The 25,430-nt window shown below is 35.8% G+C and carries 22 protein-coding genes; 15 read left to right on the forward strand and 7 right to left on the reverse strand.

Annotation, left to right across the window (positions count from 1 at the left end):
* Nucleotides 1-32 precede the first annotated feature (32 nt).
* Entirely contained in the window at nucleotides 33-896 is an 864-nt protein-coding gene (locus G9C87_RS09395; RefSeq protein ID WP_172280408.1) for a glycoside hydrolase family 25 protein, read from the forward strand.
* Here G9C87_RS09395 and G9C87_RS09400 read toward each other — a convergent pair whose 3' ends face one another.
* A complete protein-coding gene (locus G9C87_RS09400; RefSeq protein ID WP_172280410.1) occupies nucleotides 897-2,537 on the reverse strand; it encodes an alpha/beta fold hydrolase in 1,641 nt (546 codons plus the stop codon).
* A gap of 149 nt (nucleotides 2,538-2,686) precedes the next feature.
* Between G9C87_RS09400 and G9C87_RS09405 the strand changes: the two genes are divergently transcribed.
* The 3 genes from G9C87_RS09405 to G9C87_RS09415 all read left to right on the forward strand — a co-directional run bounded on the left by G9C87_RS09405 (nucleotide 2,687) and on the right by G9C87_RS09415 (nucleotide 6,371).
* Nucleotides 2,687-3,553, forward strand: coding sequence for a helix-turn-helix domain-containing protein (locus tag G9C87_RS09405; protein WP_172280411.1), 867 nt, complete (start codon nucleotides 2,687-2,689; stop codon nucleotides 3,551-3,553).
* Between the two features lie 89 nt (nucleotides 3,554-3,642).
* Nucleotides 3,643-4,365, forward strand: coding sequence for an SIP domain-containing protein (locus tag G9C87_RS09410; RefSeq protein WP_172280413.1), 723 nt, complete (start codon nucleotides 3,643-3,645; stop codon nucleotides 4,363-4,365).
* Nucleotides 4,366-4,478: 113 nt separating this feature from the next.
* A complete protein-coding gene (locus tag G9C87_RS09415; protein WP_172280415.1) occupies nucleotides 4,479-6,371 on the forward strand; it encodes an ABC-F family ATP-binding cassette domain-containing protein in 1,893 nt (630 codons plus the stop codon).
* 105 nt (nucleotides 6,372-6,476) lie between these two features.
* Here the strand turns inward: G9C87_RS09415 and G9C87_RS09420 are convergent, their stop codons facing one another.
* Nucleotides 6,477-7,532 carry a Gfo/Idh/MocA family oxidoreductase gene (locus G9C87_RS09420; protein WP_172280417.1) on the reverse strand — a complete coding sequence of 352 codons (1,056 nt, stop codon included), beginning with the start codon at nucleotides 7,530-7,532 and terminating at the stop codon, nucleotides 6,477-6,479.
* Nucleotides 7,533-7,713: 181 nt separating this feature from the next.
* Between G9C87_RS09420 and G9C87_RS09425 the strand changes: the two genes are divergently transcribed.
* From G9C87_RS09425 to G9C87_RS09435, 3 genes are all read left to right on the forward strand, one after another.
* On the forward strand, nucleotides 7,714-9,906 hold the full coding sequence (locus G9C87_RS09425) for a TonB-dependent siderophore receptor (protein WP_172280419.1): 2,193 nt from the start codon (nucleotides 7,714-7,716) through the stop codon (nucleotides 9,904-9,906).
* Nucleotides 9,907-10,003: 97 nt separating this feature from the next.
* Nucleotides 10,004-10,519, forward strand: coding sequence for a hypothetical protein (locus G9C87_RS09430; protein ID WP_172280420.1), 516 nt, complete (start codon nucleotides 10,004-10,006; stop codon nucleotides 10,517-10,519).
* Nucleotides 10,520-10,680: 161 nt separating this feature from the next.
* Nucleotides 10,681-11,274 (forward strand): hypothetical protein, encoded by a 594-nt coding sequence (locus G9C87_RS09435; RefSeq protein ID WP_172280422.1) that lies wholly within the window; start codon nucleotides 10,681-10,683, stop codon nucleotides 11,272-11,274.
* Nucleotides 11,275-11,376: 102 nt separating this feature from the next.
* Here the strand turns inward: G9C87_RS09435 and G9C87_RS09440 are convergent, their stop codons facing one another.
* Nucleotides 11,377-12,012 (reverse strand): peroxiredoxin, encoded by a 636-nt coding sequence (locus tag G9C87_RS09440; RefSeq protein ID WP_172280423.1) that lies wholly within the window; start codon nucleotides 12,010-12,012, stop codon nucleotides 11,377-11,379.
* Between the two features lie 97 nt (nucleotides 12,013-12,109).
* On the opposite strand from G9C87_RS09440, the gene G9C87_RS09445 reads away from it, so the two are divergent.
* Nucleotides 12,110-13,003: a mechanosensitive ion channel family protein gene (locus G9C87_RS09445; RefSeq protein ID WP_172280425.1), complete on the forward strand. Its 894-nt coding sequence runs from the start codon at nucleotides 12,110-12,112 to the stop codon at nucleotides 13,001-13,003.
* A 55-nt stretch (nucleotides 13,004-13,058) separates the two neighbouring features.
* Here G9C87_RS09445 and sucC read toward each other — a convergent pair whose 3' ends face one another.
* From sucC to G9C87_RS09465, 4 genes are all read right to left on the reverse strand, one after another.
* The gene (gene sucC, locus G9C87_RS09450; protein WP_076390839.1) at nucleotides 13,059-14,249 is read right to left on the reverse strand and encodes an ADP-forming succinate--CoA ligase subunit beta; all 1,191 of its coding nucleotides are present in this window, start codon (nucleotides 14,247-14,249) and stop codon (nucleotides 13,059-13,061) included.
* A 130-nt stretch (nucleotides 14,250-14,379) separates the two neighbouring features.
* The gene (locus G9C87_RS09455) at nucleotides 14,380-15,657 is read right to left on the reverse strand and encodes a chloride channel protein (RefSeq protein WP_172280427.1); all 1,278 of its coding nucleotides are present in this window, start codon (nucleotides 15,655-15,657) and stop codon (nucleotides 14,380-14,382) included.
* A gap of 5 nt (nucleotides 15,658-15,662) precedes the next feature.
* A complete protein-coding gene (locus G9C87_RS09460; RefSeq protein ID WP_172280429.1) occupies nucleotides 15,663-16,049 on the reverse strand; it encodes a DUF423 domain-containing protein in 387 nt (128 codons plus the stop codon).
* 196 nt (nucleotides 16,050-16,245) lie between these two features.
* The gene (locus G9C87_RS09465; protein ID WP_172280431.1) at nucleotides 16,246-17,574 is read right to left on the reverse strand and encodes a hydroxymethylglutaryl-CoA reductase, degradative; all 1,329 of its coding nucleotides are present in this window, start codon (nucleotides 17,572-17,574) and stop codon (nucleotides 16,246-16,248) included.
* A 146-nt stretch (nucleotides 17,575-17,720) separates the two neighbouring features.
* Between G9C87_RS09465 and G9C87_RS09470 the strand changes: the two genes are divergently transcribed.
* From G9C87_RS09470 to G9C87_RS09500, 7 genes are all read left to right on the forward strand, one after another.
* Nucleotides 17,721-18,980, forward strand: coding sequence for a putative DNA modification/repair radical SAM protein (locus G9C87_RS09470; RefSeq protein ID WP_172280433.1), 1,260 nt, complete (start codon nucleotides 17,721-17,723; stop codon nucleotides 18,978-18,980).
* Between the two features lie 103 nt (nucleotides 18,981-19,083).
* The gene (locus tag G9C87_RS09475; protein WP_172280435.1) at nucleotides 19,084-19,842 is read left to right on the forward strand and encodes a TIGR03915 family putative DNA repair protein; all 759 of its coding nucleotides are present in this window, start codon (nucleotides 19,084-19,086) and stop codon (nucleotides 19,840-19,842) included.
* Between the two features lie 22 nt (nucleotides 19,843-19,864).
* Entirely contained in the window at nucleotides 19,865-20,728 is an 864-nt protein-coding gene (locus tag G9C87_RS09480; RefSeq protein ID WP_172280437.1) for a DUF4846 domain-containing protein, read from the forward strand.
* 83 nt (nucleotides 20,729-20,811) lie between these two features.
* Nucleotides 20,812-21,798, forward strand: coding sequence for a 6-phosphofructokinase (pfkA, locus tag G9C87_RS09485; RefSeq protein WP_172280439.1), 987 nt, complete (start codon nucleotides 20,812-20,814; stop codon nucleotides 21,796-21,798).
* Nucleotides 21,799-21,826: 28 nt separating this feature from the next.
* Complete coding sequence (gap, locus tag G9C87_RS09490) at nucleotides 21,827-22,831, forward strand: type I glyceraldehyde-3-phosphate dehydrogenase (protein WP_172280441.1); 1,005 nt, start codon at nucleotides 21,827-21,829, stop codon at nucleotides 22,829-22,831.
* Between the two features lie 395 nt (nucleotides 22,832-23,226).
* Nucleotides 23,227-24,006, forward strand: a complete 780-nt coding sequence (locus G9C87_RS09495) for a response regulator transcription factor (RefSeq protein ID WP_172280443.1) — start codon at nucleotides 23,227-23,229, stop codon at nucleotides 24,004-24,006.
* Nucleotides 24,007-24,102: 96 nt separating this feature from the next.
* Nucleotides 24,103-25,299, forward strand: coding sequence for an oxygenase MpaB family protein (locus tag G9C87_RS09500; RefSeq protein ID WP_172280445.1), 1,197 nt, complete (start codon nucleotides 24,103-24,105; stop codon nucleotides 25,297-25,299).
* Nucleotides 25,300-25,430 lie beyond the last annotated feature (131 nt).

A 25,430-nucleotide genomic window follows, 5' to 3' on the forward strand; every position in this document is an offset into this window, starting at 1 on the left:
TACTTGTTAAAAAGTTAGTTTTGCAAAACTTTATGACGAAAAAAAAGTACACCAAAAAAGCGGCCAAAAACATTCATAATAAAAGACGGAAAAACTATTTATTTCGTCGAAAGATTTTATTGGCTATTCTTATCGTAGCACTTATTGGCACAGGTTTTTACCTTAAACAATCCATCAGTTACTATTATGCTTTGTACTTTAATAAGTTTACCCATAAAAAGCTTCATAATAATGAAAAGGAAACTCTGAGAATTCAAAAAATCCTCACTGATAATCTCGATAAAACATACGGATTCGATATTTCCCATTATCAAAATAAAGAAGATATCAAATGGGATAGTTTAAGCATTGGAAACAAAACCATTCCGTTGGAATTTGTGGTTATGAGGGCTACCATGGGAAATAAAAATGCTGATAAACATTTTGATGAATTCTGGTCCCAGGCCAAAAAGCATGAGCTTATAAGAGGCGCATATCACTTTTACAGAGCAGATGAAGACCCTATTATTCAGGCTAATAACTTTCTTGCCAATGTAAAGCTGGAAACCGGAGACCTCCCTCCTATTCTGGACATTGAAAAAATTCCAAAACGAAAAACCAATAAAAAACTGGTTGAAGACCTTAAGGTATGGTGCAAAATCATAGAAGAGACATATGGTACAAAACCCATTATCTATACTTACTACCATTATTATAAAGATTTTCTGAAAGGTGAATTCGACGGATATCCTCTGTGGCTGGCAAATTATAATGATGTACCCACTCCGTCTCCTGATGACGCATGGGATTTCTGGCAATTTACTGAAAACGGAATCGTCCACGGAATCAATACTAAAGTTGACCTGGATATGTACAATGGTAGTTCCTGGTCTTTGAAAAGAATGACATTGGATTAATTATTTTCCCAGAAACTTCATCATATCTTCATTCAGCTGTTGAGCTTCTTCAAACGGCACAAAATGGGTTGCATTTTTGTACATCCTCAGTTTTGCATTCGGAATTTCTCTGGCGATCAATTCGGTATGGTCTTTTTTTATCACATCATTTTCACCCGCTATAACCAACACGGGATTATGAATTTTATGTAAAGATCCTGTACTGATGTTAGGTTCCTTGAGCATAATCTTTAAAATCCTGGTCTGATTAAACTTTTGAGGGTTATTTTCAATTTCTAAAACCTGAAGTTCTGTTTTCATATGGTCTACAAGACGCTTATCTACACCGTCAGGCTGAATGTTAGCTCCGATAATCACTAATTTGTTCACCCGTTCAGGGTATTTCAGAACAAACTCCAGGGCTGTATTCCCGCCATCACTCCAGCCTGCTATATGTATCTTTTCAAGTCCTAAATAATCAATCACCGCTTTAAGGTCATCGGCAAATCCCGAATAAGTCAAATCTTTTTTCGATGAATCTGTACTTTTTCCCTGACCTCTTGTATCTAAAGCAATAACCTTGTAATGTTTGGAAAGAACAGGAATCTGCTGATAAAAATCTTTAATACTTCCTGAATTTCCATGCAGCAGTACCAGTGGTTCTCCTTCACCATATACCTCATAGTATAAATCTGCATTTTTCACTTTAACTATTTTACCTATGTCCTGATTTTTACCATAACCTGATTGATCTGCCTCACCAAAATATTTGCTAAGGTCGGGAATCAGATCAGCAAGACTCTCATCCTCCAATTGTTCTTCCATGTTTTTTCCTGTTTTATCTACTTTTACATCGATATTTATCGCAGGAGCAGCTAAGGTTACTTTTTGCCATTCCCCGTAAAACTTCCTCAGGAAGCCTGTTCTGAAGAGAGCTGCACTGATATTCACTTTACCGTTAAACTCCTGTAAAAACTGAATTCCTATAAAAAATTTACCCTGTACCCAAATATTACGATCATCAACACTCAATGTATATGTTCCGGATTGTATCATATCTTCTGTAAGCTTTACTGTAATCTCTTCATTGAGGATGTTCTTGTCCGGAAAACCATTCTTTTCACTATAAATACTATAACGCATTAACACAGGCCTGTCGGAAACATAGCTTGCAATATTCAGGTTGATATTCTTTATTTTTGATCTTTTGTTTGCATTAAATTCCAATGCTGTTTCACCCAAAAAGTCTTCCTTTTTAAATTGTGGATTTACAGAGTACATGACACTTTTCGTCTTTGTATTGACACCCCAGTTTTTATCTACTAACTTTTTAGGGGACAATTTCACTTCCCGGATATGCTGTACTTTTTCCTTTAAAAAAATCTTTTGTGTACTGTTTTTTATAAAATCCTGAAAACCTACTGTATAAGTATCATGTCCCGGAACTTCTATCCTTATCTTTCCTGAAGTATTCGCCTTGGAAAGGTCAATAGAAAAATTACCTTTCTCATCGGAAATCACACCTATATTTTCTTTTTCAACTCCTATTTTAACATATGGAATAGGCTGGTTTTCGTCTCTCGAAAGGACAGTTCCTGAAATTATCTGGGCATTAGCAAACACCACACAGAATAGGAACAATAAGGAATTAAGTTTTTTCATGGTAAAGGTTTGACACAAAAATCTTTATTTACAGGATTAAAAGCTCATAACATATTATTAAATTTTATCTTTGTTTAGTTAAATTTTTCAAAAGCAATACGATAAGCTATCGCAGTAAGACCTTATTAGCTTTGATTTTATAATTCAACATGAGACAGACAATTCCCACCTACGATCTCAGTACGATCTCCGATCATGGTTTTATTGTGGAAAGAATCACGGACCGAATCAACAGTTCGGAGGATAATCTTTTAGATAAAGGAATCCACAGGGATAGTCATTATATCTTTACATTTCTCCAAACCGGACATGTAAAAATGATGGTGGATTTTAAAATCATTGAGGCTAAAAACGGACATATTTACTGTGTTTTACCTGGTCAGGTCCATCAGGGCCTTCTTATGAATAATGCTTGTGGATGGTTCATTGCTTTAAACGTTGACCTGGTTCCTGACTTTGTCCGCTCAGCTTTTGAAGAATATCTCGTGGATATTATGCCTTTACCTGTAAGCAATTCCGAGTCTGAAAAATTCAACAAATTGGCTCAGGTTCTTTTTGAATCATGCACAGAAGAGATGATGGCCACAAAAGAAAATTTCTTTATCATAAAATCTTTGCTTAATGCTTATACCGGAATGTTTGCTTCTCACTTTCTGAATGAAAGCTCTCATAAAAAACAAAAAGAAAACAGAACATTAGAGTTGGCCAGACAATTCAGGATCCTGGTAAGAAAAAATTTTATTACACAGAAAAGCGCATCTGGGTATGCAGAAATCATGAACATTTCACCAGGATATTTAACTGAGGTAATCAGCAAGGCAACAGGAAAATCTCCATCATACTGGATTCAACAGGAAGTTTTGATAGAAGCTAAAAGATTATTGTTTTTCACCAATTGCACGGTTAAAGAAATAGCCTATCAGCTGGGATATAATGATCATACTTACTTTTCACGTCTCTTTTCCAGATCGGAAGGAGTCTCTCCATTATCTTTCCGTAATAAAAGCAAAAAGTAATTCGTAAACCACGAATAGTCCAACCAATTCCATAAAATGGCCATTGATATTTTTGTCATTTGCAGCTTCCTTTGCAATAAAATATCATTATGTCTAGTTTACCAAAATGGATCAACGACGCTGTTGAAAATCTATTACCATCAAAATTTAAAGACTGTACCGTTACAAAAGCTACCTATATTTCAGATGATCTTAAACAGATAACTTTTGAAACCGACCTTTCAGATGTTTACTTTGAGCCTGCATATGCGGTAGGCTTCCGTATCAATGACCGGGATTTCAGAAACTATTCCCCTTTTCATTTTGATAAAGAAAAAGGAAATTTTGATATCCTTTTCCATGTACATGACACCCAAGCTGCAGGATGTCACTTCATCAACCAACTGACAGCCGGGGATTCTATTAAAATGATTATACCGCGTGGAAAAAGATTCTTTGATCATGAGGCTAAAATTCATTTTTCAATCGGAGATGAGACTTCCCTGGGAAGTTCAATTGCCATCCGGGAGGCCGCAGAAAAAACTTCTAAATCCTTTGTTTGCCTGCATGAGCTTGAAGATCCTTTAAGCCTCGAAAAACTTGATTTATACGGCTACTATACTTCTAAAAACAACTGGATGGCAATATTAAATCAAATCAATGAATTTCTCCACGAAGAGCGAAAAGCCATTGAAAACCAAGAAGTCACGTTTTATTTGACAGGAAACGGAAAAACGATGTCTTTTTTACGCAGATATCTGAAAGAAAAAGGTGTTCATTCCACCAATGTAAGATCACAGGCTTATTGGATCGAAGGTAAAAAAGGATTATAAATTAGCAAACAAAATCTGTCAGCCCTTTACCTCATTCAAAAAACCAAAGAAAATATTTTATCCGGTAAAACCTTCAATATTTCGTATTTTCGCGCTACGAAATCTTTATAGAAATGAATTACGTTGCTGCTGAAAACCTTACCAAATCTTACGGACTAAAAGTTTTATTCAAAAATATTTCTTTCAATATTAATGAAGGAGACAAAATAGCCATTGTTGCTAAAAACGGAAGTGGAAAATCTACCCTGCTCAAGATCCTTATGGGAAAAGAAATTGCAGATAGTGGAAATGTAATTATCAATAAAGATATACAGGTTGTTTTATTTGACCAGGAAATTGATTATGATCCGAAACTTACCATTGAGGAATTCATGATGACCCTTGATTCAGCTCCTATCACAGCGCTTAAAAATTATCATCAGTCACTCCACTCAACGGACCTTGATTTTATCGAAAAGGCTCTTGCGGATATGGAGGCCCATAAAGCCTGGGATCTGGAAAATGAGATGAAACAAATCCTTTCCCAACTTAAGATCACAAATCTCGAAGCCAGGATGGGAACACTTTCCGGAGGACAGATCAAGCGCGTTGCACTTGCCAAGCTTTTAACGGAAACCAGGGCAGAACATCGTCATACATTACTGATAATGGACGAGCCAACCAACCATTTGGATGTGGAAATGGTAGAGTGGCTTGAAAACTATCTTAATAAAGCCAAGATTACTTTACTGCTCGTAACCCACGACCGTTATTTCCTTGATAGTGTCTGCGGTATTATCTGGGAGATGGAAGACGGAAACCTTTATTTCCATAATGGTTCTTATGCTACCTATCTGGAAAATAAGATGATCAGAGAGGATAATCTTAATGCTACCATTGACAAGGCTAATAATCTTTACAGAAAAGAGCTGGAGTGGATGCGAAGACAGCCTAAAGCAAGAACCACGAAATCTAAAAGCAGAATTGATGCCTTTTACGAAACTGAAAAAGTAGCAAAAACAGACACTTCAAAACAAGGTCTGGAATTGGATTTTGAAATGAAACGCCTTGGGAATAAAATTCTAGAATTAAAGAATATAGATAAAAGTTTTGGTGAGAAGGTTTTACTAAAAGATTTTAGTTATTCTTTCCAACGTGGGGAGAAAGTTGGAATCGTAGGTAAAAACGGAGCGGGAAAATCTACTCTTTTAAATATTATCCAGGGGCTTGAAAAAGCAGATAAAGGAGAAATAGAAACAGGGGAAACCATTTCTTTTGGTTATTTTTCTCAAAAAGGGCTCACTTACAAAGAAGATGAGAGAGTCATTGACTTTATTAAAGAAATTGCCGAGTTCTATCCTTTAGCCAACGGAAAAAGTCTTTCGGCATCCCAGTTTTTAAGGTTGTTTTTATTTGATGATCAAACGCAATATTCTCCTATTTCAAAATTATCCGGTGGGGAAAAAAGAAGATTGCACCTGATGTATATCCTGTATCAGAATCCTAATTTTTTGATTTTTGATGAGCCTACGAATGATCTTGATCTTCCAACATTAACAGTCCTTGAAAACTTCCTTCAACAGTTCCAGGGATCTTTGATTATAGTTTCCCACGACAGATATTTCATGGACAGAATTGTAGATCATGTTTTGGCTTTTGAAGGCAATGGAAAAATCAGAGATTTTGTAGGGACCTTCTCAGAATACAGAGAAGCCAGAAGTCGCGAGGAAGCATTAGAAAAAAATACAGCTGTAAAGACTGAGCCGGTTAAGGAAACTGTTCCTGTAGTGGAAAATACACCACCTTCCAGTACGAAACGAAAATTAAGTTTCAAAGAGCAGAGGGAACTTGACACGATTGAAAAAGAAATGCCTGAACTTGAAGAACAGCGCTCCAAAATTCTGGACAAACTTAACAATGAAGTAGATTATGAGAAAATAGCTAAACTTTCTTCAGAGTTGGAAACGGTTTCAGAAAAACTGGAAAACCATGAAATGAGATGGCTGGAACTTCAGGAGCTCCTTTAAAATAAAAACGATGAGTTATGAATGAGTTCAAAGAGTTAGAGAGTAGGATAATTTTAGTGTTAAAGAATATCAACCATAAACTCTGAACTCATTCACAATTGATCTTTATAGTTTAATTACTTTTTCTTCTTTTGCACTTTCTAAAGAAGCATCAATGATTTTCATATTCTGAATGACTTCTTTTCCAGGAGATGGCAATGCATATCCAAACACGATATGTTCGTAAATCTGCTGATAGTAATTCATATAATCTCCAGCTTCACTTGAGGTAAGCACTCTTTCTGTTTCTGAACGATCATTCAAAAAGTTTAAAATTCCATCCGCTTCTTTCAAAGGCTGTGTCCAGTCTTTTCCGTATGTGGGGGTAGCGCCTGCTACCAATTCATTTTCCTGATTATCGGTTCTCTCCTGCAGGAAAGTTCCCCGGTCTCCATGAATGGTATAGGCATAATGGCCTTCTTTACTGAAAACAGAAGATTTAAGCCTTACTCTCAAAGCGTCTTTATAAAATAACAGAATCTCAAAATAATCGTTGGCAAACGTCGCTCCTTTCATAGAAAATACATCTGCAAAAAGTTTTTCAGGATATCCAAAATATTGTACAGCCTGATCTACCAAATGAGCTCCTAAATCATGAAGTGACCCGGCTCCCAATTGATCGGGACTTTCTTTATGTTGTTTTCCGCTGGGTGTAGTGCGGAACCGGTCAAAACGAATCTCAACCTCTTTAATGTTTCCTAATTTTCCTTCATCCAGAATTTTTTGAACCTGTAAAAAATCCCGGTCGAATCTTCGGTTTTGATATACACTAAGAAACAGTCCTTTTTCCTCAGCCAGTTGTACCAGTTCTTCCGCTTCAGAAACATTTACGGTAAAAGGTTTTTCCACAATAATGTTCTTACCCGCTTCCAATGCTTTTTTGGCATATTCATAATGTGTCTGAACAGGTGTATTGATAATGACCAGCTCTACATCTGCATGCTGAAGCATTTCTTCCACAGAACGGTAAATGGTTGCTTCCGGATATTGATCCTTAGACTCTTCTTTACTTCTTTCAACCACAGCAGCAATAAAAAATCCCGGATGCTCCTTCAAAAAGGGTGCATGGAAAATTTTTCCACTCATTCCAAAGGCACAAAGCCCTGCTTTTACCAATTGCATATTATAATTTTTAACAAATATATTCATAAAAACTTCTCTATCCCCCGATCTAAAGGAACTATAGAAATAATCCATCTCACCAAGTCGGAAAATATGATTAAAATCATAAAACTATTTTTATCTATTCTAAACAAATACTTACATTTGCGGCTTATTTAAAACTGTTCTATATAAAAATAAAATGAAAAGACAATTACTTTCTTTAGGTCTTCTATTTACTGCTGTTTCAGTGAGTTCACAGATGAAAAATGCTGAAGCAGATACCATCAGAATTCAAACCATTGAGGACATCAATCTTCATAAAACAGGAAATCCTAACCAGGCAAGAACATTATCTACAAAATCAAACCTCACAGTAATGGAAAATCCTCAGCCCATAGCTATTGTAACTCATGAAATTATTGAGCAGCAACAGGCAAAGCAGCTAAGTGATGTTATTAAAAATGTGAATGGTATTTATTTGACATCTGCAAGAGGAGGATCTCAGGATAGCTTTGGAGGAAGAGGTTTTATATTTGGAAATGATAATATCTTCAAAAATGGAGCAAGAGTAAACAGTGGAGTTTTTCCTGAAGTAAGTGGACTTGAAAGAGTTGAAGTTTTAAAAGGTGCAAATGCTATGTTATATGGTAATGTAGGGCCAGGTGGAATTGTAAACCTTATAACTAAAAAACCAAGATTTGAATTTGGTGGATCTGTCGGATTAAACGGTGGAAGCTGGAATTCTTATAAACCTGTATTTGACATTTATGGACCTATAAGCCAAAAGGTAGCCTTCAGAGTCAATGGAACTTATGAATATGCCGAAAGTTTCAGAGATATGGTAGAATCTAAAAAGCATTATTTCAACCCGTCTTTTGTTTTTAATTTGAGTGAAAACACACAACTAATTGTAGAGGGTGATTATTTATATCATAATTTCACTCCTGATTTTGGAATTGGAAGTGTTACTGATAAAACCACTGGAATATCCAGGTTAGCTACTGAAGTTGACCGCAGGAGTTTTTTAGGTGCCAACTGGCAATATCAAACCAACCAACAAGCCACTACAGATGTTGTTTTAAACCATCAATTGAACAGTAAATGGAGTCTAAATGCAGTTGCTTCCTACCAGAATTATACAAAAGATTATTTTTCAACAGAAAGAATTCAATGGCAGTATGAATCCGCAAAAGGAAATTTTGACCCATCCTGGAACAGAACTTTGGGAAGAAATTATACTGAACAAAATTACACTTCATTACAAGTTAACCTAAATGGAGAATTTAAAACCGGAAATATTATCCATAAGGTTCTATTTGGAGCAGATGGAGACTATGGTTTAGCTGATACTTATGCTTACAACTTTACTAATCCTACCAGCATTAACTATGGAACATTATATTTAAATAATTCTTCCACATGGTCTAATGAAGGTGTTATGCCTGAAACTTATAGATCATCAAGAAACAGAATAGCAACGAAAAGATTTGGTCTTTATGCACAAGACTTGATCAGCCTTAGCAAAGAGTTTAAAGTATTGGCAGGAATAAGATGGTCTTATTTAAAAAATGAAGATACAGAAGTAAAAGATTTCTTAAAAGGAACAGAAACGCCTACATTAAACAGCGGTTTACAAGCTCATGCCTTATCGCCAAAAGTAGGATTAATCTATAATCCTAATGATAATTTATCTGTTTTTGCAACGTATACTAATTCATTCTCACCTAATTCAGGGTTTGATGTAAACAATCTATCTTTAAAAGCATCAACAATTGATCAATACGAAGTAGGGGTTAAGAAAAATTTATGGAACAATGCTATCGCTGTAAACTTAACAGCTTATCAAATAAATAACAGGGATGCTTACACATCTCCATATCTTGCAGATAATAAGGTGGCATTATATAAAGTATATGCCGGCAATATAAGAAGTAGAGGTGTTGAATTGGATATCACAGGAAACCCAACAAAATACCTGTCTTTAATAGGAGGTATTTCTTACAATAATACTGTGTATACAAAAACTCCAGATAACGGATTTGTTGAAGATCAAAGATTGGTAAGAACTCCTGCCCTTACAGCAAATGCGTCTATTTTTTATACCTTCACAGATTTTGCAAAAGGTCTGAAGCTAGGAGCTACAGCATTCTATACCGGAAAAAGACAAGCAGGCTGGAATGATGTAAAAGGGCAATTACAACAAACAAGACTGATTGATATTAACGGATTCACAACGGTTGATATAAGTGTCGGTTACAGTTGGAATAAGTTCTCTATCCAGGGTAAAGTGGGCAACCTGTTTGATGTCGTAAACTATAATGTTCATGAGAATTATTCAGTGAATCCGATCACACCTAGAAACTATTATTTTACGTTGACTTACAGACTCTAGAATTCTTAATATAAAAATTCTTTCAATAAAAGTGGGAACTGCATTTTTGCAGTTTCCACTTTTGAAATTAAAAAAAATAAAAGCAAAACAATAAAATATGGATAAAATAAAAGATACCAGAAGTTTCATGAGGATCACGCATCGTTACTTAGGATACTTCCTTGCGGGAATTATGGCTGTTTATGCGATAAGCGGTGTATTGCTGGTTTACAGGGATACAGACTTTTTAAAAAAGGAGAAAAATTACGACAAAATTGTAGCTAAAAACCTTTCTGAAAAGGAATTGGGAAAAGAATTAAAAATTAAAAACTTAGAAATCGAAAATAGAATCGGAAACATCGCATATTTCAAACAGGGAGCCTATAACCTGACAACCGGGGAGGCAAAGTACGTAAAAAAAGAGCTGCCATTTGTCCTGGATAAAATGACAAAACTTCATAAATCCCAGTCAAAAGAGACACTATCACCTCTTAACACTTTTTTTGGAATTGCCCTATTCTTCTTTGTGATCTCAAGCTTCTGGATGTTTAATCCAAAAACAAAAGCATTCAAACGCGGAATGCTTTTTACTGCTCTAGGACTGGTTGTTTCCATTATATTACTTCTTGTCTAAAATTATATTTTATTCAATAAAACAAGGAAATTAATTTGATTTTCATTTTTCTTAATTTAACATTATTTTAGTAAAATTAGCTAAAAATGAGTACTATGGCACATTTATTGATTTTCACCACCCATAGAATAAATAAGCATTAATTATTAAAATTATAAATTATGAAAAAACTAATTTTAGCAGGAATAGTAGCGGTAGCAGGATTAACAACAACAGCCAATGCTCAGATTCAAAAAGGTAACTGGATGGTTGGTAGTAGTATTGTAGCTAGTAATTTTGGTCTTAATACGGGAGGAGGATATAACATCTCTTTACAACCGAAAGCGGCTTATTTCATTGAAGATAACGTAGCACTTGGAGGATATGTTGATTTAGGATTTAACAAAGTTGCAAAAGGATCACCTACAAACTTTGTGTACAAAGTAGGGGCTTTAGGTCGTTACTATGTATCACCAGGTGAAAAAGGTATAGATAATCTTTTACATCACGGACGTTGGTTCTTCGAAGGTAACGTTGGTATTGGAGGAACGTCTACCGAAGGAGGAAACTCTACCACTGGGTTAGATTTCGGTGCAGGTCCGGGATACTCTTACTTCATTACACCTAACATCGGTGTTGAAGGACTTGTTAAATACAATGGTGTTGCAGGTTTCGGTAAAAACGGTTTAACTTCTACCCTTACCTTCAACGTAGGATTTAGCATTTTCTTACCTACATCTAAAGGAAAACAAATCATAAACGACGTTAAAAACTAGTCGTTAAGAAAATTATTTTTCTTAAAAAAGATAAAAGCGCCTCGAATAATTTCGAGGCGCTTTTCGTACAAATTAAAACTAAACTATAAAAAATCAAATAAATCATGTATTCGGTTGAGGCGTATATCTTAAATACGGCTTTATTTCTGTAACGCCTTTAGGAAAAATTTCCCGAGCTTCTTCTGTTGATATAGACGGTGGAATAATGACATCTTCTCCATTTTTCCAGTTTACAGGGGTAGCCACTTTATGGGAATCCACCAATTGAAGAGAGTCAAGAACCCTTATAATTTCATTAAAATTCCTTCCCGTAGAAGCAGGATAAGTTATAATCAAACGTACTTTTTTATCCGGATCAATGATAAGCAAAGAGCGTACGGTTGCAGTTGCTGAAGCATTAGGATGGATGAAATCATACAATTCCGAAATTTTCCTGTCTTTATCTGCAATAATAGGAAATTGCACATCCGTATTTTGAGTTTCATTAATGTCCCGGATCCAGTTCTGATGGTCTTCTACTCCATCTACACTCAATGCAATTACTTTGGTTTTCCTTGCTTCAAATTCGGACTTTAGCTTTGATGTAAAGCCAAGCTCCGTAGTGCAAACCGGAGTATAATCTGCAGGGTGCGAGAATAAAATCCCCCAGGAATCTCCCAGATAATTATAAAAGTCAAGATCACCGGCAGTAGTTTCTGCCTGAAAATTGGGTGCGGTATCTCCTAGTTTGATTGACATAACATTATCGTTTATTAGTCTACAAATTTAGTAGACTTTTTGAAACTGGCAAAATTTTTGATGAAAAATTACATATTAAATTAAAAAAAATTAATACATGGAGAAAATTGGTTTAAGCTATGTTGAAGTGGTCTACAGAGTTCTACAAAGCTGGTATTTAAAATTTGCAGAACTGACCCCTAAATTGATTGTGGGCATACTGGTTTTTTCTTTCTTCTTATTTTCAAGTAAATATTTAAGTAAACTTGCCGTAAAGCTCTTTCATAAATTATTTCCTAAAAGTGAAAAAGAAAGTTCATTGGTAACTTTACTGGCCGTATTCCGGTTTATCATTATGCTAATGGGTAGTTTTATTGCATTAGAAATAATGGGTTTCAGCAGTTTTCTATGGAAATTCATCGGAAGTCTGGGAGTTGCGGGGGTTATCGCCGGGGTTGCTTTAAAGGATCTGGTGTCCAGTATATTTTCAGGAATGCTTATCGGAATCGATAAAGCCTTTAAAGTGGGTGATTATGTATCTATCGGGAATAACTCAGGAACAGTACAGGAAATTGGTTTTCTGACAACAAAGATTATAACCGATGACGGTAAAAAGGTTTATATTCCCAATCAGGTCATTTTTAATTCTCCTTTTTCAAATATCACTGCTTCTCCGCAGAGAAGAATAATCCTGAATTTTGAAATTCCGGCTGATGAAGATATCAACAAGGCGCAAATGGGAATTCTGGAAGTAATAAAAGGATTAGAATATGTAGACAAACTGGATACTGCCGAGGTTGTATTTACCGATCTTAAACAAGGGATATTCAATTTACAGGCTAAATTCTGGATGACCATTGGAGCCAACATTACCCGCGTAAAGAGTGATGCATATATGAAGATCAAGCAACGTCTTGATTCGGATAACATCCTGTTAGTAACCCCGACCAGCATCAATATTACAGGAGGAGGAGAAAGCAATAGCAGTCCTACATCAAATCAGGACAAATAGAAAATAAAAAAACCGCTTTTTCAAGCGGTTTTAATTTTTATAATAAGTAGCTAGCTTATGCTAATACTTCTTTTACTTTGTTAGCAGCTTCCTCTAAAGTAATTGCAGAGTGTACCGGAAGACCAGACTCGTCAATTAATTTCTTAGCTTCAACTGCATTGGTTCCCTGTAATCTCACGATCAATGGAACTGGTAAGCTTCCCATCGCTTTGTAAGCATCTACAACACCCTGAGCTACTCTATCACATCTTACGATACCTCCGAAGATATTGATTAAGATTGCTTTTACGTTCGGATCTCTTAAGATAATTCCGAAAGCAGTCTGTACTCTCTGAGCATCAGCAGTTCCTCCAACGTCAAGGAAGTTAGCAGGATTACCACCTGATAATTTAATGATATCCATAGTCGCCATCGCAAGACCCGCACCGTTTACCATACAAGCAACGTTACCATCTAATTTTACGAAGTTAAGACCAGCTTCACCAGCTTCAACATCCATTGGATCTTCTTCTCTGGTATCTCTTAGCTCAGCTAAATCTTTGTGACGGAACAATGAATTGTCATCCAAAGTTACTTTAGCATCTACTGCGATAATTTTATTATCAGAAGTTTTTAAAACAGGGTTGATTTCGAAAAGAGAAGCATCAATTCCTGTATATGCGTTGTAAAGAGAACCGATGAATTTTACAAATTCTTTGAAAGCATTTCCTTCAAGACCTAAGTTGAAAGCAATCTTTCTAGCCTGGAAACCTTGAAGACCTAAAGCAGGATCAATGATTTCTTTGTGAATCAAATGAGGTGTTACTTCAGCAACATGTTCGATATCCATACCACCTTCAGTAGAATATACGATTGTATTTTTACCTTCAGCTCTGTCTAATAAAATAGAAACATAGAATTCTTTAGTTTCTGTTTCACCCGGATAATATACATCCTCTGCAACCAAAACAGAATTTACTTTTTTACCCTCAGCAGAAGTTTGTGGAGTTACCAACTGCATTCCGATGATGTTCTGAGCGTTTTCTTTAAGCTTATCCATGTTTGGAGAGAACTTTACACCACCACCTTTACCACGACCCCCTGCGTGGATCTGAGCTTTTACTACCCACCCTTGAGCGCCAGTTTCAGCAGTTAGTTTTTCAGCAGCAGCTACAGCTTCATCTACGTTGTTTGCAACGAAACCACGTTGGATAGCTACTCCATACTTTGATAAAATCTCTTTTGATTGATACTCGTGAAGATTCATATTATTTTTATTATTTTATTTTAAATTATAAAGGTTGACAAATTTACTAAAAAGACATGGAAGTTCAAGATTCTAAGTCCAAAAATTAAATGGTAAGCACCTTGATTTTTAACAGGTCCTGATATTTTCTTTATTCTTCGGTTATTTTTTCTGATTGAGATCCTATAAAAGGGATTTTCGGAGCCAGGAAATATCCTGTTAAGCTCGCAAAAAGTATCGGAACAAAATAAGTAAATCCTGTTAAAGTCCCGAGAATAATAGTTGTACTCATAGGCGTCCTGGTTACACAAGCGTTAATTGCAGCCATACAGCTTACAATTGCCAGTGTGGTATCTACTGATGGAAAAAGATGATGTATGATCAGCCCCAAAGTAGTTCCCACAAAAAACAAAGGGATAATAAACCCTCCTCTCCAGCCCGAGGTCACTGTGATTGCTATCGCTAATATTTTAAAGACCAGAATTAAAAGTAAAAAATTCAGAGAAAAACCCCCTCCGATCAGCTCATTAACTTCATGGTGCCCGAAGTATCTGGTGATGGGGAAGTAAAACGCAATAATACCCAAAACAATTCCACCTACTAATGTTTTTACATAGATGGGAAAGTTTCTGTACTCGAAGACTTTTTTGAAAAACTTAACTACAAAAATAAACAACCATCCTACAAATGTTGCAATAACAGCAAACATACAGGCATACATAAAATCGTAAACTCCGGAATAGTGATACGCTTTCAGGTTCCATGTAGCACCTATCCCGAGATGAATAATCAATGCGAACATTACATAGCTGAAACAGCTTGCGACCAATGCAGGAATTATTGCTTTATAATATTCAACGGCATGCTTATGATGTAAAATTTCAAGTGAAAAAAGACTTCCACCGAGTGGTGCACCAAATAATGCAGTGAAACCGGATGCCATCCCTGCAATACTTAAAGATCTCAACTCCTCGCCCTTCAATCTGAAAATCTTCCCTAACCAGGTTCCTGTAGATCCCGTTACCTGAACCAAGGGAGCTTCAGGCCCTAAACTACCTCCTGAAGCGACACAAAAAAGCGACGACAAGATCATGGAGGGGTTATTTTTAGGATCGAGCTTTCCTTTATTAAATCTGATATTATTAACAATCAGATGAATTTCACCCGGATCACCGATGAAGTGAATAACCAGACCGGCTAATAATCCGCAAACGGCCATTGTTGGAATTACCATCCAACCTTGATATTGAGCTAAAAAGTCAGTAAAATATTCCAATACAATCCAATACAGTCCGGCAATGACTCCACCTACCAATCCGGTAAAAGCCCACATAAAAAATGTCCGGCTGAATACAAATGGATTAAATCTGATGGGCTGATCTAAGAGATTAAACGTTCTGATTAACCTTCGCCTTCTGTTAATTTTCATTGCGCTTAGATCCTATTTTTAGCAAAATAAAGAATAAGCATTCCCCAGCTAAGGATCATTAAAAGGCCTCCAAGTGGAGTAATCGGTCCCAGGAATTTCAGGTTAGCTCCCAAATAGTCCTGCAAACTCAGGAAGTATATACTGAATGAAAACAACATTGTTCCTGCAATCATCAAAATAGAAACCCACTTTTCTGAAGAGGTTTCAAATTTCAAAATAAATCCAATGATCAACAGAAAGAAAGCAGCATACATTTGATATCTTACTCCTGTTTCAAAACTTTCCAGCCTTTCAACTGACAATATTTTCTTTAAAGCGTGCGCACCGAACGCACCTAAAATAACCGATAACATGCCATAAACGGCACCAAATACTAAAGTAATTGTTTTCATTATATCAATTTATGAGATCAGATCTTCAATTAATCTGTCTTATTTATAGTTTAAAATTTTAAACACCAAAGACAAAGCTCCGATAGCTATTAACATCCAGGCCATATTTTTACTTCTTGCAAAACCGGGGTTCCGGGTTATTTTCAGAAAAATTCCGAAAACTAAAACAAATGCTGATAATATGATTCCAAACATATTATTGGGCTCTCATTCTGTTAAACTCTGTGATAACCTCGTGATGGGTAACTGTTTTGTCTTTGAAATAGGTAACAAAATGCTGCTTCTCCTCTTCCGTTGCTCCCATCTGATTCAGAATATTCAATAAATGCATCTTCATATGCCCTTTCTGAATTCCCGTGGTCACTAACGAACGCAGTGCCCCGAAATTCTGTGCTAATCCTGAAACAGCAAGTATACTCATTAACTCCTGAGCAGATGGCTTACCAAGAAGAGCTAATGAAAACTTGACTAACGGATGGAGGTTAGTCAGTCCGCCAACAACACCTACAGATATAGGAAGATCGATCCAAAATCTGAAAATTCCGTTATCAGTGGTGCAATGAGTCAAAGACCTGTACTGACCGTCTTTTGCAGCGTAAGCGTGTGCACAGGCTTCTGTTGCTCTGAAGTCATTTCCCGTAGCAATCACCACCGCATCCACTCCATTCATAATTCCTTTATTATGAGTGGTTGCACGGAACGGCTCAATTTCAGCAATCGTTACAGCCTGTTTAAATTTTCTGGCAAATTCTTCGTTGGAAATCCCGCTATCATCTTTAAGATCATCAATTTTACAAGAAACTTCAGCACGAACCACACAGTCGGGAGTAAAGTTGGAGAGAATATTCATTACGATCTGTAAAGAATCTTTTTCCTCTTTGGTAAAGTCTTCTTCTTTAGCAACTTCTTCTTTCAATGTTTTCCCAAATTGCTCCAGACAAGAATTTATAAAATTGGCTCCCATTGAATCCACTGTATCAAAACTTGCCTTCAATTGGAAGTAATGAGCCATATCAGCAGTCTTATCCACCAGCTTAATATCCAAAATTCCACCACCACGATTTCTCATGTTAGCGGTTATTGCTTCCGTAGCCTCAAATAGTTTTTTCTTTAATTTAAAATTAAAAAAATGCAATAGTTTATGAGATTCTCCATTAAAAATGAAGTGAGTATGCCCCAATTTTTCTGTATTAATAATGGTCGTTTTAAAACCTCCTTTATCGATCCAGAATTTGGCAGCCTTAGATGCAGCAGCCACCACAGAACTTTCTTCAACAGCCATCGGCAAAGCCACCAATTTCCCATCTATTAAAAAATTAGGTGCTATTCCGTAAGGCATATAAAAATTAGAGATCGTATTTTCCGAAAATTCATCATGAAGCTTCTGAAGTTCTGTATTATCATTCCAGTATTGCTTTAATATTTTTTGATATTCCTGATCGCCGTCAAGATATTCATTGACTAGCCAGTCTATTTTCCCCTGTTTGGTCAATTTGGAAAAACCTTCAATCGGTTGATGATTCATAGTATAACTTTAAAGAACCGTAAATATACTGATTTTGATACTTTATTCTGTTGATAACTTTATGTTAAAAAGGGTGACATTTCTCAATTTTGGAATTACTTTTGAATTAAAATTCACAGAGTTAAATCGTCCTTATATCATAACATATGAACTTTGACCGCCTAAAAGAAAAACTCGAAATCCTTGCTGACGCAGCGAAATATGATGTTTCCTGCTCTTCCAGCGGAGGAACACGAAAAAATAAAAAAGGTGCTTTGGGAGACAGTTCCATAAGCGGGATTTGTCATACCTATACAGAAGACGGACGATGTGTCTCCCTGCTTAAAGTTCTTTTGACCAATCATTGTATTTATGATTGTGCATACTGTGTTTCAAGAAGCTCCAATGATATCAAAAGGGCAGCTTTTACGGTGGAAGAAGTAGTGGATCTTACCATTAACTTTTATCGTAGAAATTATATAGAAGGGCTTTTTTTAAGTTCAGGCATTTTTAAAAATGCTGACACGACCATGGAACGTCTGGTGAGAGTTGCAAAAAAATTACGACTTGAAGAAAATTTCAATGGATATATTCACTTAAAATCCATTCCTGGAGCAAGCGATGAATTAATGCAGGAAGCAGCACTCTATGCGGACCGTCTGTCTGTCAATCTTGAAATTCCAACCGAAAGCGGACTCAAGCTACTCGCTCCTGAAAAAAACAGGGCCGATATGATCAGTCCTATGCGTTATATTCAGAAAGGAATCTCCCAATATAATGATGAAAAAAAGATTTTCCGGAAAGTTCCGAAATTCGCACCAGCCGGTCAGTCGACCCAAATGATCGTAGGAGCTACCAATGAAAATGATCTTCAGATTATAAAAGTCGCGGATCATTTTTATAAAAATTATAACCTTAAAAGAGTCTATTATTCAGGGTATGTACCGGTATTGGAAGACAAAAGATTACCCTCATTAACTACTGAAGTTCCAATGCTTAGAGAAAACAGATTGTATCAATCTGACTGGCTCATGAGATTTTACGGCTTTAAAGCAGAAGAAATTTTAGATCCCAATCTTCCTTTTCTCGATCTTGAAATTGACCCCAAATTAAGCTGGGTATTAAGACATCTTGATCAATTCCCTGTCAATCTCCAGACAGCTGACTATCAAATGATTCTTCGAATTCCGGGAATTGGTGTAAAAACAGCTAAAAAAATAGTACAAGCAAGACGTTTTCAGATTTTAAACATGGATCATCTTAAGAAATTAGGAGCAGCTGTAAACAGAGCAAAATACTTTATTGACTTCAATGCAGGAAATGGTTTTTTGAAATATTTAACGAATCAAAATTTAAAGAAATTATTGATTGGAGGAAGCTCGTCGAAATTTCATAATCAGTTTTCACAGCAACTTACCTTGTTTTAAAGAACAATGATTTTCTCCCTGTTCAAAGGCAAACTGTGATAAAAATCTTTAAAAAGTTTATAAATTTTACATCTCTATATTATTAAACTGCCATATAAAATAAATGACTACCCTACTCTACGACGGAAGCTTTGACGGACTTTTAACTGCAGTGTTTGAAGTATTCGAATACCGCTATAAAGACGTTGAAATTTTCGGCAAAAATCAATATCATCAGGAAAACATTTTTGCAGAAACCCACGAAGTAGTCACTCAGACAGAAAAGGCAGAAAGAGTTTTCAAGAAGCTGGAAGAGAACATAGGGAGATCCGGAATCCATCAATTGCTGAAAGTTTTTCTATCAGAAGATCCGGAATCAGAAAGAATTATCCTTTCAGCCATACAATTATCTGTACAACATCCTCATGAAAATATTCTTCAGAATTATGCGGATAGTGATATTTTAAAAATATCGAAAATATGTAAATCCGTAGACAGAGAAAGGCATCGGATGACAGCATTTGTAAGGTTTGAGAAAATGCAGGATGGCGTTTTCTTTGCAAAAATAGATCCTGATTTCAACGTTATTCCCCTGATCAGAAAACATTTTAAAGATCGATATCAGGATCAAAAGTGGATGATTTATGACCTCAGAAGAAATTATGGAATTTTGTATGATCTTGAAAATTGTGACTTCTTTTATCCTGATGAAAAACTGGATCTTGATCAATATGAGCAGAAATTCCATGATGAAGAGAGCCAATATCAAAAATTATGGCAACGTTACTTTATAAAAATCAATATTACAGAAAGAAAAAATCTAAAGCTCCATATTCAGCATGTCCCAAAAAGGTACTGGAAGTACCTGACAGAAAAGAGGTAATGTAAAATAAAAACACCATAAGATGGCAGGAAAAACTTTATTTACAATTGCGTTAATCAGTATTATCAGCTGTATTCCTGATAAGAAAAGAAATGCAATATCTGAAATAGATAACGGGACAGGATCAGAAATTTTGGTTCATACCGATAAAAATACTATCAAAGAAAGGTTTTCTGCACCTCAGGGATATGAATGGATTGATGAAAAACAGGAATCTTTCGGGTATTTTCTCGAAAATTTCACTTTAAAACCCTATAAAAGCAAGATACTTAGATATGACGGAAATCCAATATCTACCCAGCATCTACATGAAGCAATTTTTGATATCGATACCGGAGATCAGGATCTTCAACAATGTGCAGATGCGGTGATTCGGCTAAGGGCAGAATATTTAGTTAAAAATAAAAGACAAGATGAAATTCAATTTCATTTTACAAATGGTGATCTGCTGAGCTGGAAAGATTATAAAAACGGAACACGGGCCTTTGTCAATGGTAATTCTGTTAATTTCAAAAAGACAGCCCCTTTCGATGACTCGCCTCAAAATTTCAGAAGTTATCTAAATCTAATCTTTAATTATGCAGGAACTATTTCATTAAATAAAGAAACAAAACCGGTTTTAAAAAGTGAGGATTTAAAAAGCGGAGACATTCTTATTACACCAGGAAGTCCTGGACATGTTGTATTGATAAGTGGCGCTTGCAGAAATAAAGAAGGGAAAAAGTTATTTTTACTAAGTGAAGGTTTCACTCCTGCCCAATCTATCCATGTTCTTTCCAATCCTTTTGATAAAAACAGATCTCCGTGGTACAACTTAGACGTAAAAGCTAATGAAACAAAAACTGCGAGATATATTTTTAAACCAACAAACTTTAGAAGTTTTTAACAATTTATATTCAAAAGTATTATCAACTTACTACTATAATCTGAACTTGTTTTTGTAAATTTGTGTTCGAAATTTTTTACTAGATGAAAGAAAGTGCTGTAAAAAAAATTGCAGTTCTTACTTCCGGAGGAGACTCCCCGGGTATGAATGCTGCATTAAGGGCGGTGGTAAGAACGGCAAATTATTATAATATCGAATGTTACGGAATAAGAGAAGGCTACAATGGCCTAATCAACGATGATTTCCTAAAAATGGGTCCTCGTTCCGTAAAAAATATAATCAACCAGGGCGGAACTATCTTAAAGTCCGCAAGATCCCAGGAATTCAGAACTAAAGAAGGACGTCAGAAAGCCTACAATAATTGCGTTAAACATGGTGTTGATGCAATTGTGTGTATTGGTGGAGATGGAACTTTCACAGGTGCGAAGATCTTCAATGAAGAATTTGGTATCAGAGTAATTGGTGTTCCGGGGACTATCGACAATGATATTTTCGGTACCGACAATACTATTGGATATGATACGGCTTTGAATACTGCCATGGAAGCTATTGATAAAATCCGTGATACAGCCACTTCTCACAACAGAGTATTCTTTGTTGAGGTTATGGGTCGGGATGCTGGATTTATTGCATTAAATAGTGGCTTGGCAACAGGAGCTTTGGATATTCTTATTCCTGAGAAAAAGGACAGTGTAGATGAGCTTTTTGCGACTTTCAGAAATGCTGAAAAAACCGGAAAAGCTTCCAGTATCGTAGTTGTTGCCGAGGGAGAGAAACTGGCGAATATTTATGAACTGGCAGAGCAGACAAAACAGGAGTTTCCTGACTATGACATTCGTGTAGCTATTCTGGGACATATCCAGAGAGGAGGATCTCCGAGCTGTGCAGACAGGGTTCTTGCGAGCAGACTGGGATACGGAGCCGTGGTAGGATTAATGGAAGGTAAAACAAATGTAATGGCAGGAATGCGTTCCAACGATATGGTATACACTCCTATTGAAGAAGCCATTAAAAAACATAATGAAATCAATAAAGACCTTTTACTGATTTCAGAAATATTAGCAATCTAATTTTTATAATTGTAAAAATCAAAATATTATGTCAACAATTAAAGTAGGTATCAACGGGTTTGGTAGAATTGGACGTCTTGTTTTCAGAGCAATGACTGAAAGAGATAACATTGAGGTAGTAGGAATCAATGACCTTATCAATGCAGAATACATGGCTTACATGTTAAAATATGATTCTGTACACGGAATCTTTCCAGGAGAAGTATCTGTAGAAGGTAATGATCTTGTAGTAAATGGAAAGAAAATCAGAGTAACTGCTGAGAAAGATCCAAATAACCTGAAGTGGAATGAAATCGGAGCTGATTATATTGTAGAATCTACAGGTCTTTTCTTATCTAAAGATGCTGCTCAGGCTCACATCAATGCAGGTGCAAAAAAAGTAATCCTTTCTGCTCCTTCTAAAGATGATACTCCAATGTTCGTAATGGGTGTAAACCACAAAGAACTTACAGATGATATCAAAATCTTATCTAACGCTTCATGTACAACAAACTGTTTAGCGCCTTTAGCTAAAGTTATCCACGATAATTTTGGAATCGTTGAAGGTTTAATGACAACTGTTCACGCAACAACCGCTACTCAGAAAACTGTAGATGGTCCTTCAATGAAAGACTGGAGAGGAGGTAGAGCTGCATTGAATAATATTATTCCTTCTTCTACCGGTGCTGCTAAAGCTGTAGGAAAAGTAATTCCTTCATTGAACGGAAAACTTACAGGTATGTCTTTCAGAGTACCTACAGTAGACGTTTCTGTAGTTGACCTTACAGTAAGAATTGAAAAGGCTACTTCTTACGAAGAAATCTGCGCTACTATTAAGGCAGCTTCTGAAGGGGAACTAAAAGGAATCTTAGGATACACTGAAGATGCAGTTGTTTCTCAGGATTTCGTAGGTGATAAGAGAACTTCAATCTTCGACAAAGACGCAGGTATTATGCTTTCACCTAATTTCGTAAAGCTTGTTTCTTGGTATGACAACGAAATGGGTTATTCTAATAAATTAGTTGACATGCTTGTTCACGCTGCTTCTTTATAAGAATCAAACATTTAAAATAACACAAACCCCGCTCATGATGTGAGTGGGGTTTTTAGTTTACCATTTCCAAACAACTAATAAAGAAAGTATAAACCATTATTTTCCTGAAAACATTTCCTTTCCGTATTCAAACTTAAAATACAATTATTAAAAACCAAATAAAAACAAAATAATATATTATTTTATGCTTATTTTAGTTAAATAAATTAATGCATTTTACAAATAAAATTAATTACCATAACAGATAATCAAAATAAAATTTCTCAAACAGTTTTGAAAATCAAGTTTTCAGGGTTATTAGTTTATAACAAATTTTGCATTTTTTTCAACACAAAAAAATCCCCCTTTAGGGGTATTTTTAAGAAAATATTAACTATCTAAAAAAGACTATTTTCATGAAAGACGCTGAAAAAAAACATCCCTTGATTGAAGTTTGGGAAAGATATCCCGCTACAAGAAAGGAAAAAAAAGAAATACTGAAGACGCCCCCTATCGAACGTATCATTGGTGAGATGTTTGCAATCGGAGAATTTTATTATTATGTATTAAATCTTACAAACAGTACCCTCTCTCATCATCATGAAAATATTTTAAAATTACATGGTTTAAAAAAAAATCCTGAAAACCTTAAAGAAGTCATAGATCTCACCCACCCTGAAGATATTCCTTTTGTAATAAAAGCGGAACAGGCTGTTGTTTCTAAAATGATTGAAATTGGCCCGGAACATCATCTCTACTTAAAATCGAGTTACTGCTTCAGGATGAAGACTGCAAAAGGAAATTATGAATTGTTCCATCACCAGGCTATTCCTACCCTAGAGGATGAAAATGGGAACCTCGTACAATCCATTAATATACATACCAACATCAATCATATAACAAAGCAAAATCCTTATACCGTCCTGATTTCAGGGATTGGCCCCAGAGCCGATTTTCACCAGATGACAATAGACAACCCCTCCTCATCAACCCATCAGACACTCGAAAATCTCACCAAAAGGGAAGTAGAGATCCTTTCTCTGATTGCAAAAGGATATTCGGGAACAGAAATATCCGAAATGCTTATTTTATCTCAGCATACTGTTCGTTCTCATCGAAAAAACATCCTTACAAAAACCAATTCAAGAAATGGTAAAGAGCTTTTGAAAAAGGCTTTTGAATGGGGCATTATATAACTATTATAAAAAGATATATTTGAAGTAAACATATACTCTCCATGCTGATAAATCTCACAGAGGTATTTCGGCGTAAAACTTGTACTTTTATAATTGATGGAAAGATCAATCGTACATCCCCGTTTTAAAAATTCACCTCATTTCAAAGATTTCTGGCAAAAGGGTAACGGAAAACTGCTTATTGAATTTTCCGGTGCAGAAGTGAGTTTCAGCGAATTTGAGCAATTTTCCCCCTATTATTATCACGTTGACGAAACCGGTGACCAGGTGGTAAAAGATGTCTATTTTACTAAAAAATTTCACGAAGCTACCAGGGAAATCGAGAAATACATCAGAAATGGAGTTTCTGAAAACGATCAGGTTCCGGACAGTGTTAAAAGACTTTTCAAAGAAGTTCAGAAAAAACCTGAATGGCTAAATGAAGAATTGCTGAAAAGTGGCGCTGAGCTTTGTATGCGAAGCGGACTAGATGCCCTCATCTCTCTTAGGGATTATTGCTTGATCGGAGGTTATGATTACGCCTACCTGAATAAACCCCTTATTGTAACAGAAGCATTGAAAAAAGGAGCCGTAAAACGTCTTTCTGAAACATTGGATTTCTGGGTAAATGTAACCCGCTATCATGCACTGGATGTTCATGCCAAAGGCTATGAATTTGCTATAAAAACACGTCTTATTCATTCATATGCAAGACTTTCGATCAAAAAGCATTATGCTGATTGGGATACGAAAAACTGGGGAGAACCTATCAACTCCTGGGATATGATGGCCACCTATATAGGTTTTAGTTTGGTTTTTCTTCACAGCTTAAAAAAACTGTGCAATAGCTTTTCAAATGAAGAGGAGCTTGGTATTTTTCACCTATGGAAATATGTCGGTTATTTGCTGGGCATTCCCGAACACCTCCTTCCTGATCATAAAAAACAGGCTACGGAATATTTTTATCTATGGTCATCCATCCAGCCTCCTTCGGATAAAGACTCTGTACTTCTTGCCCATTCATTACTCGATGAATCCCTGGAGAATCCTATATTAAAGTTCAGCTTTCAAAGAAGAAATCTACGGTATCTTCATATTTGCTGTACCTGGTTTTTACTGGACGATGAGGTTTGTAAGCGATTGAATATTCCTGAGGTTTCGAATAAAAAAATTTTCCCTCAGGTAAAAAAAGCAACTAATATTATATATAATACTTTAGTAGGACGAAAAGCAAGAATTGAAGCGGGTAATAAAAAACACCTTAAAGTTCTGGAAGACTATTTAAGAATAACATCGGGCTCCAACTTCCATTAAATTGATCTGCTTTTTTAGTTTTGCTATTATTTCATTCATAATGAGATAGCCACTATTTCACCAATCAGAATTATTGTTTTTTTAACTTTAAAAAGACGCTTTGAAATTGAAAAATATTAGCTTTTGATTCC

Origin of the sequence: Chryseobacterium sp. LAM-KRS1, from assembly GCF_013184525.1 — a bacterium.
In the GTDB taxonomy this organism is placed as follows: Bacteria; Bacteroidota; Bacteroidia; order Flavobacteriales; family Weeksellaceae; genus Chryseobacterium; species Chryseobacterium proteolyticum.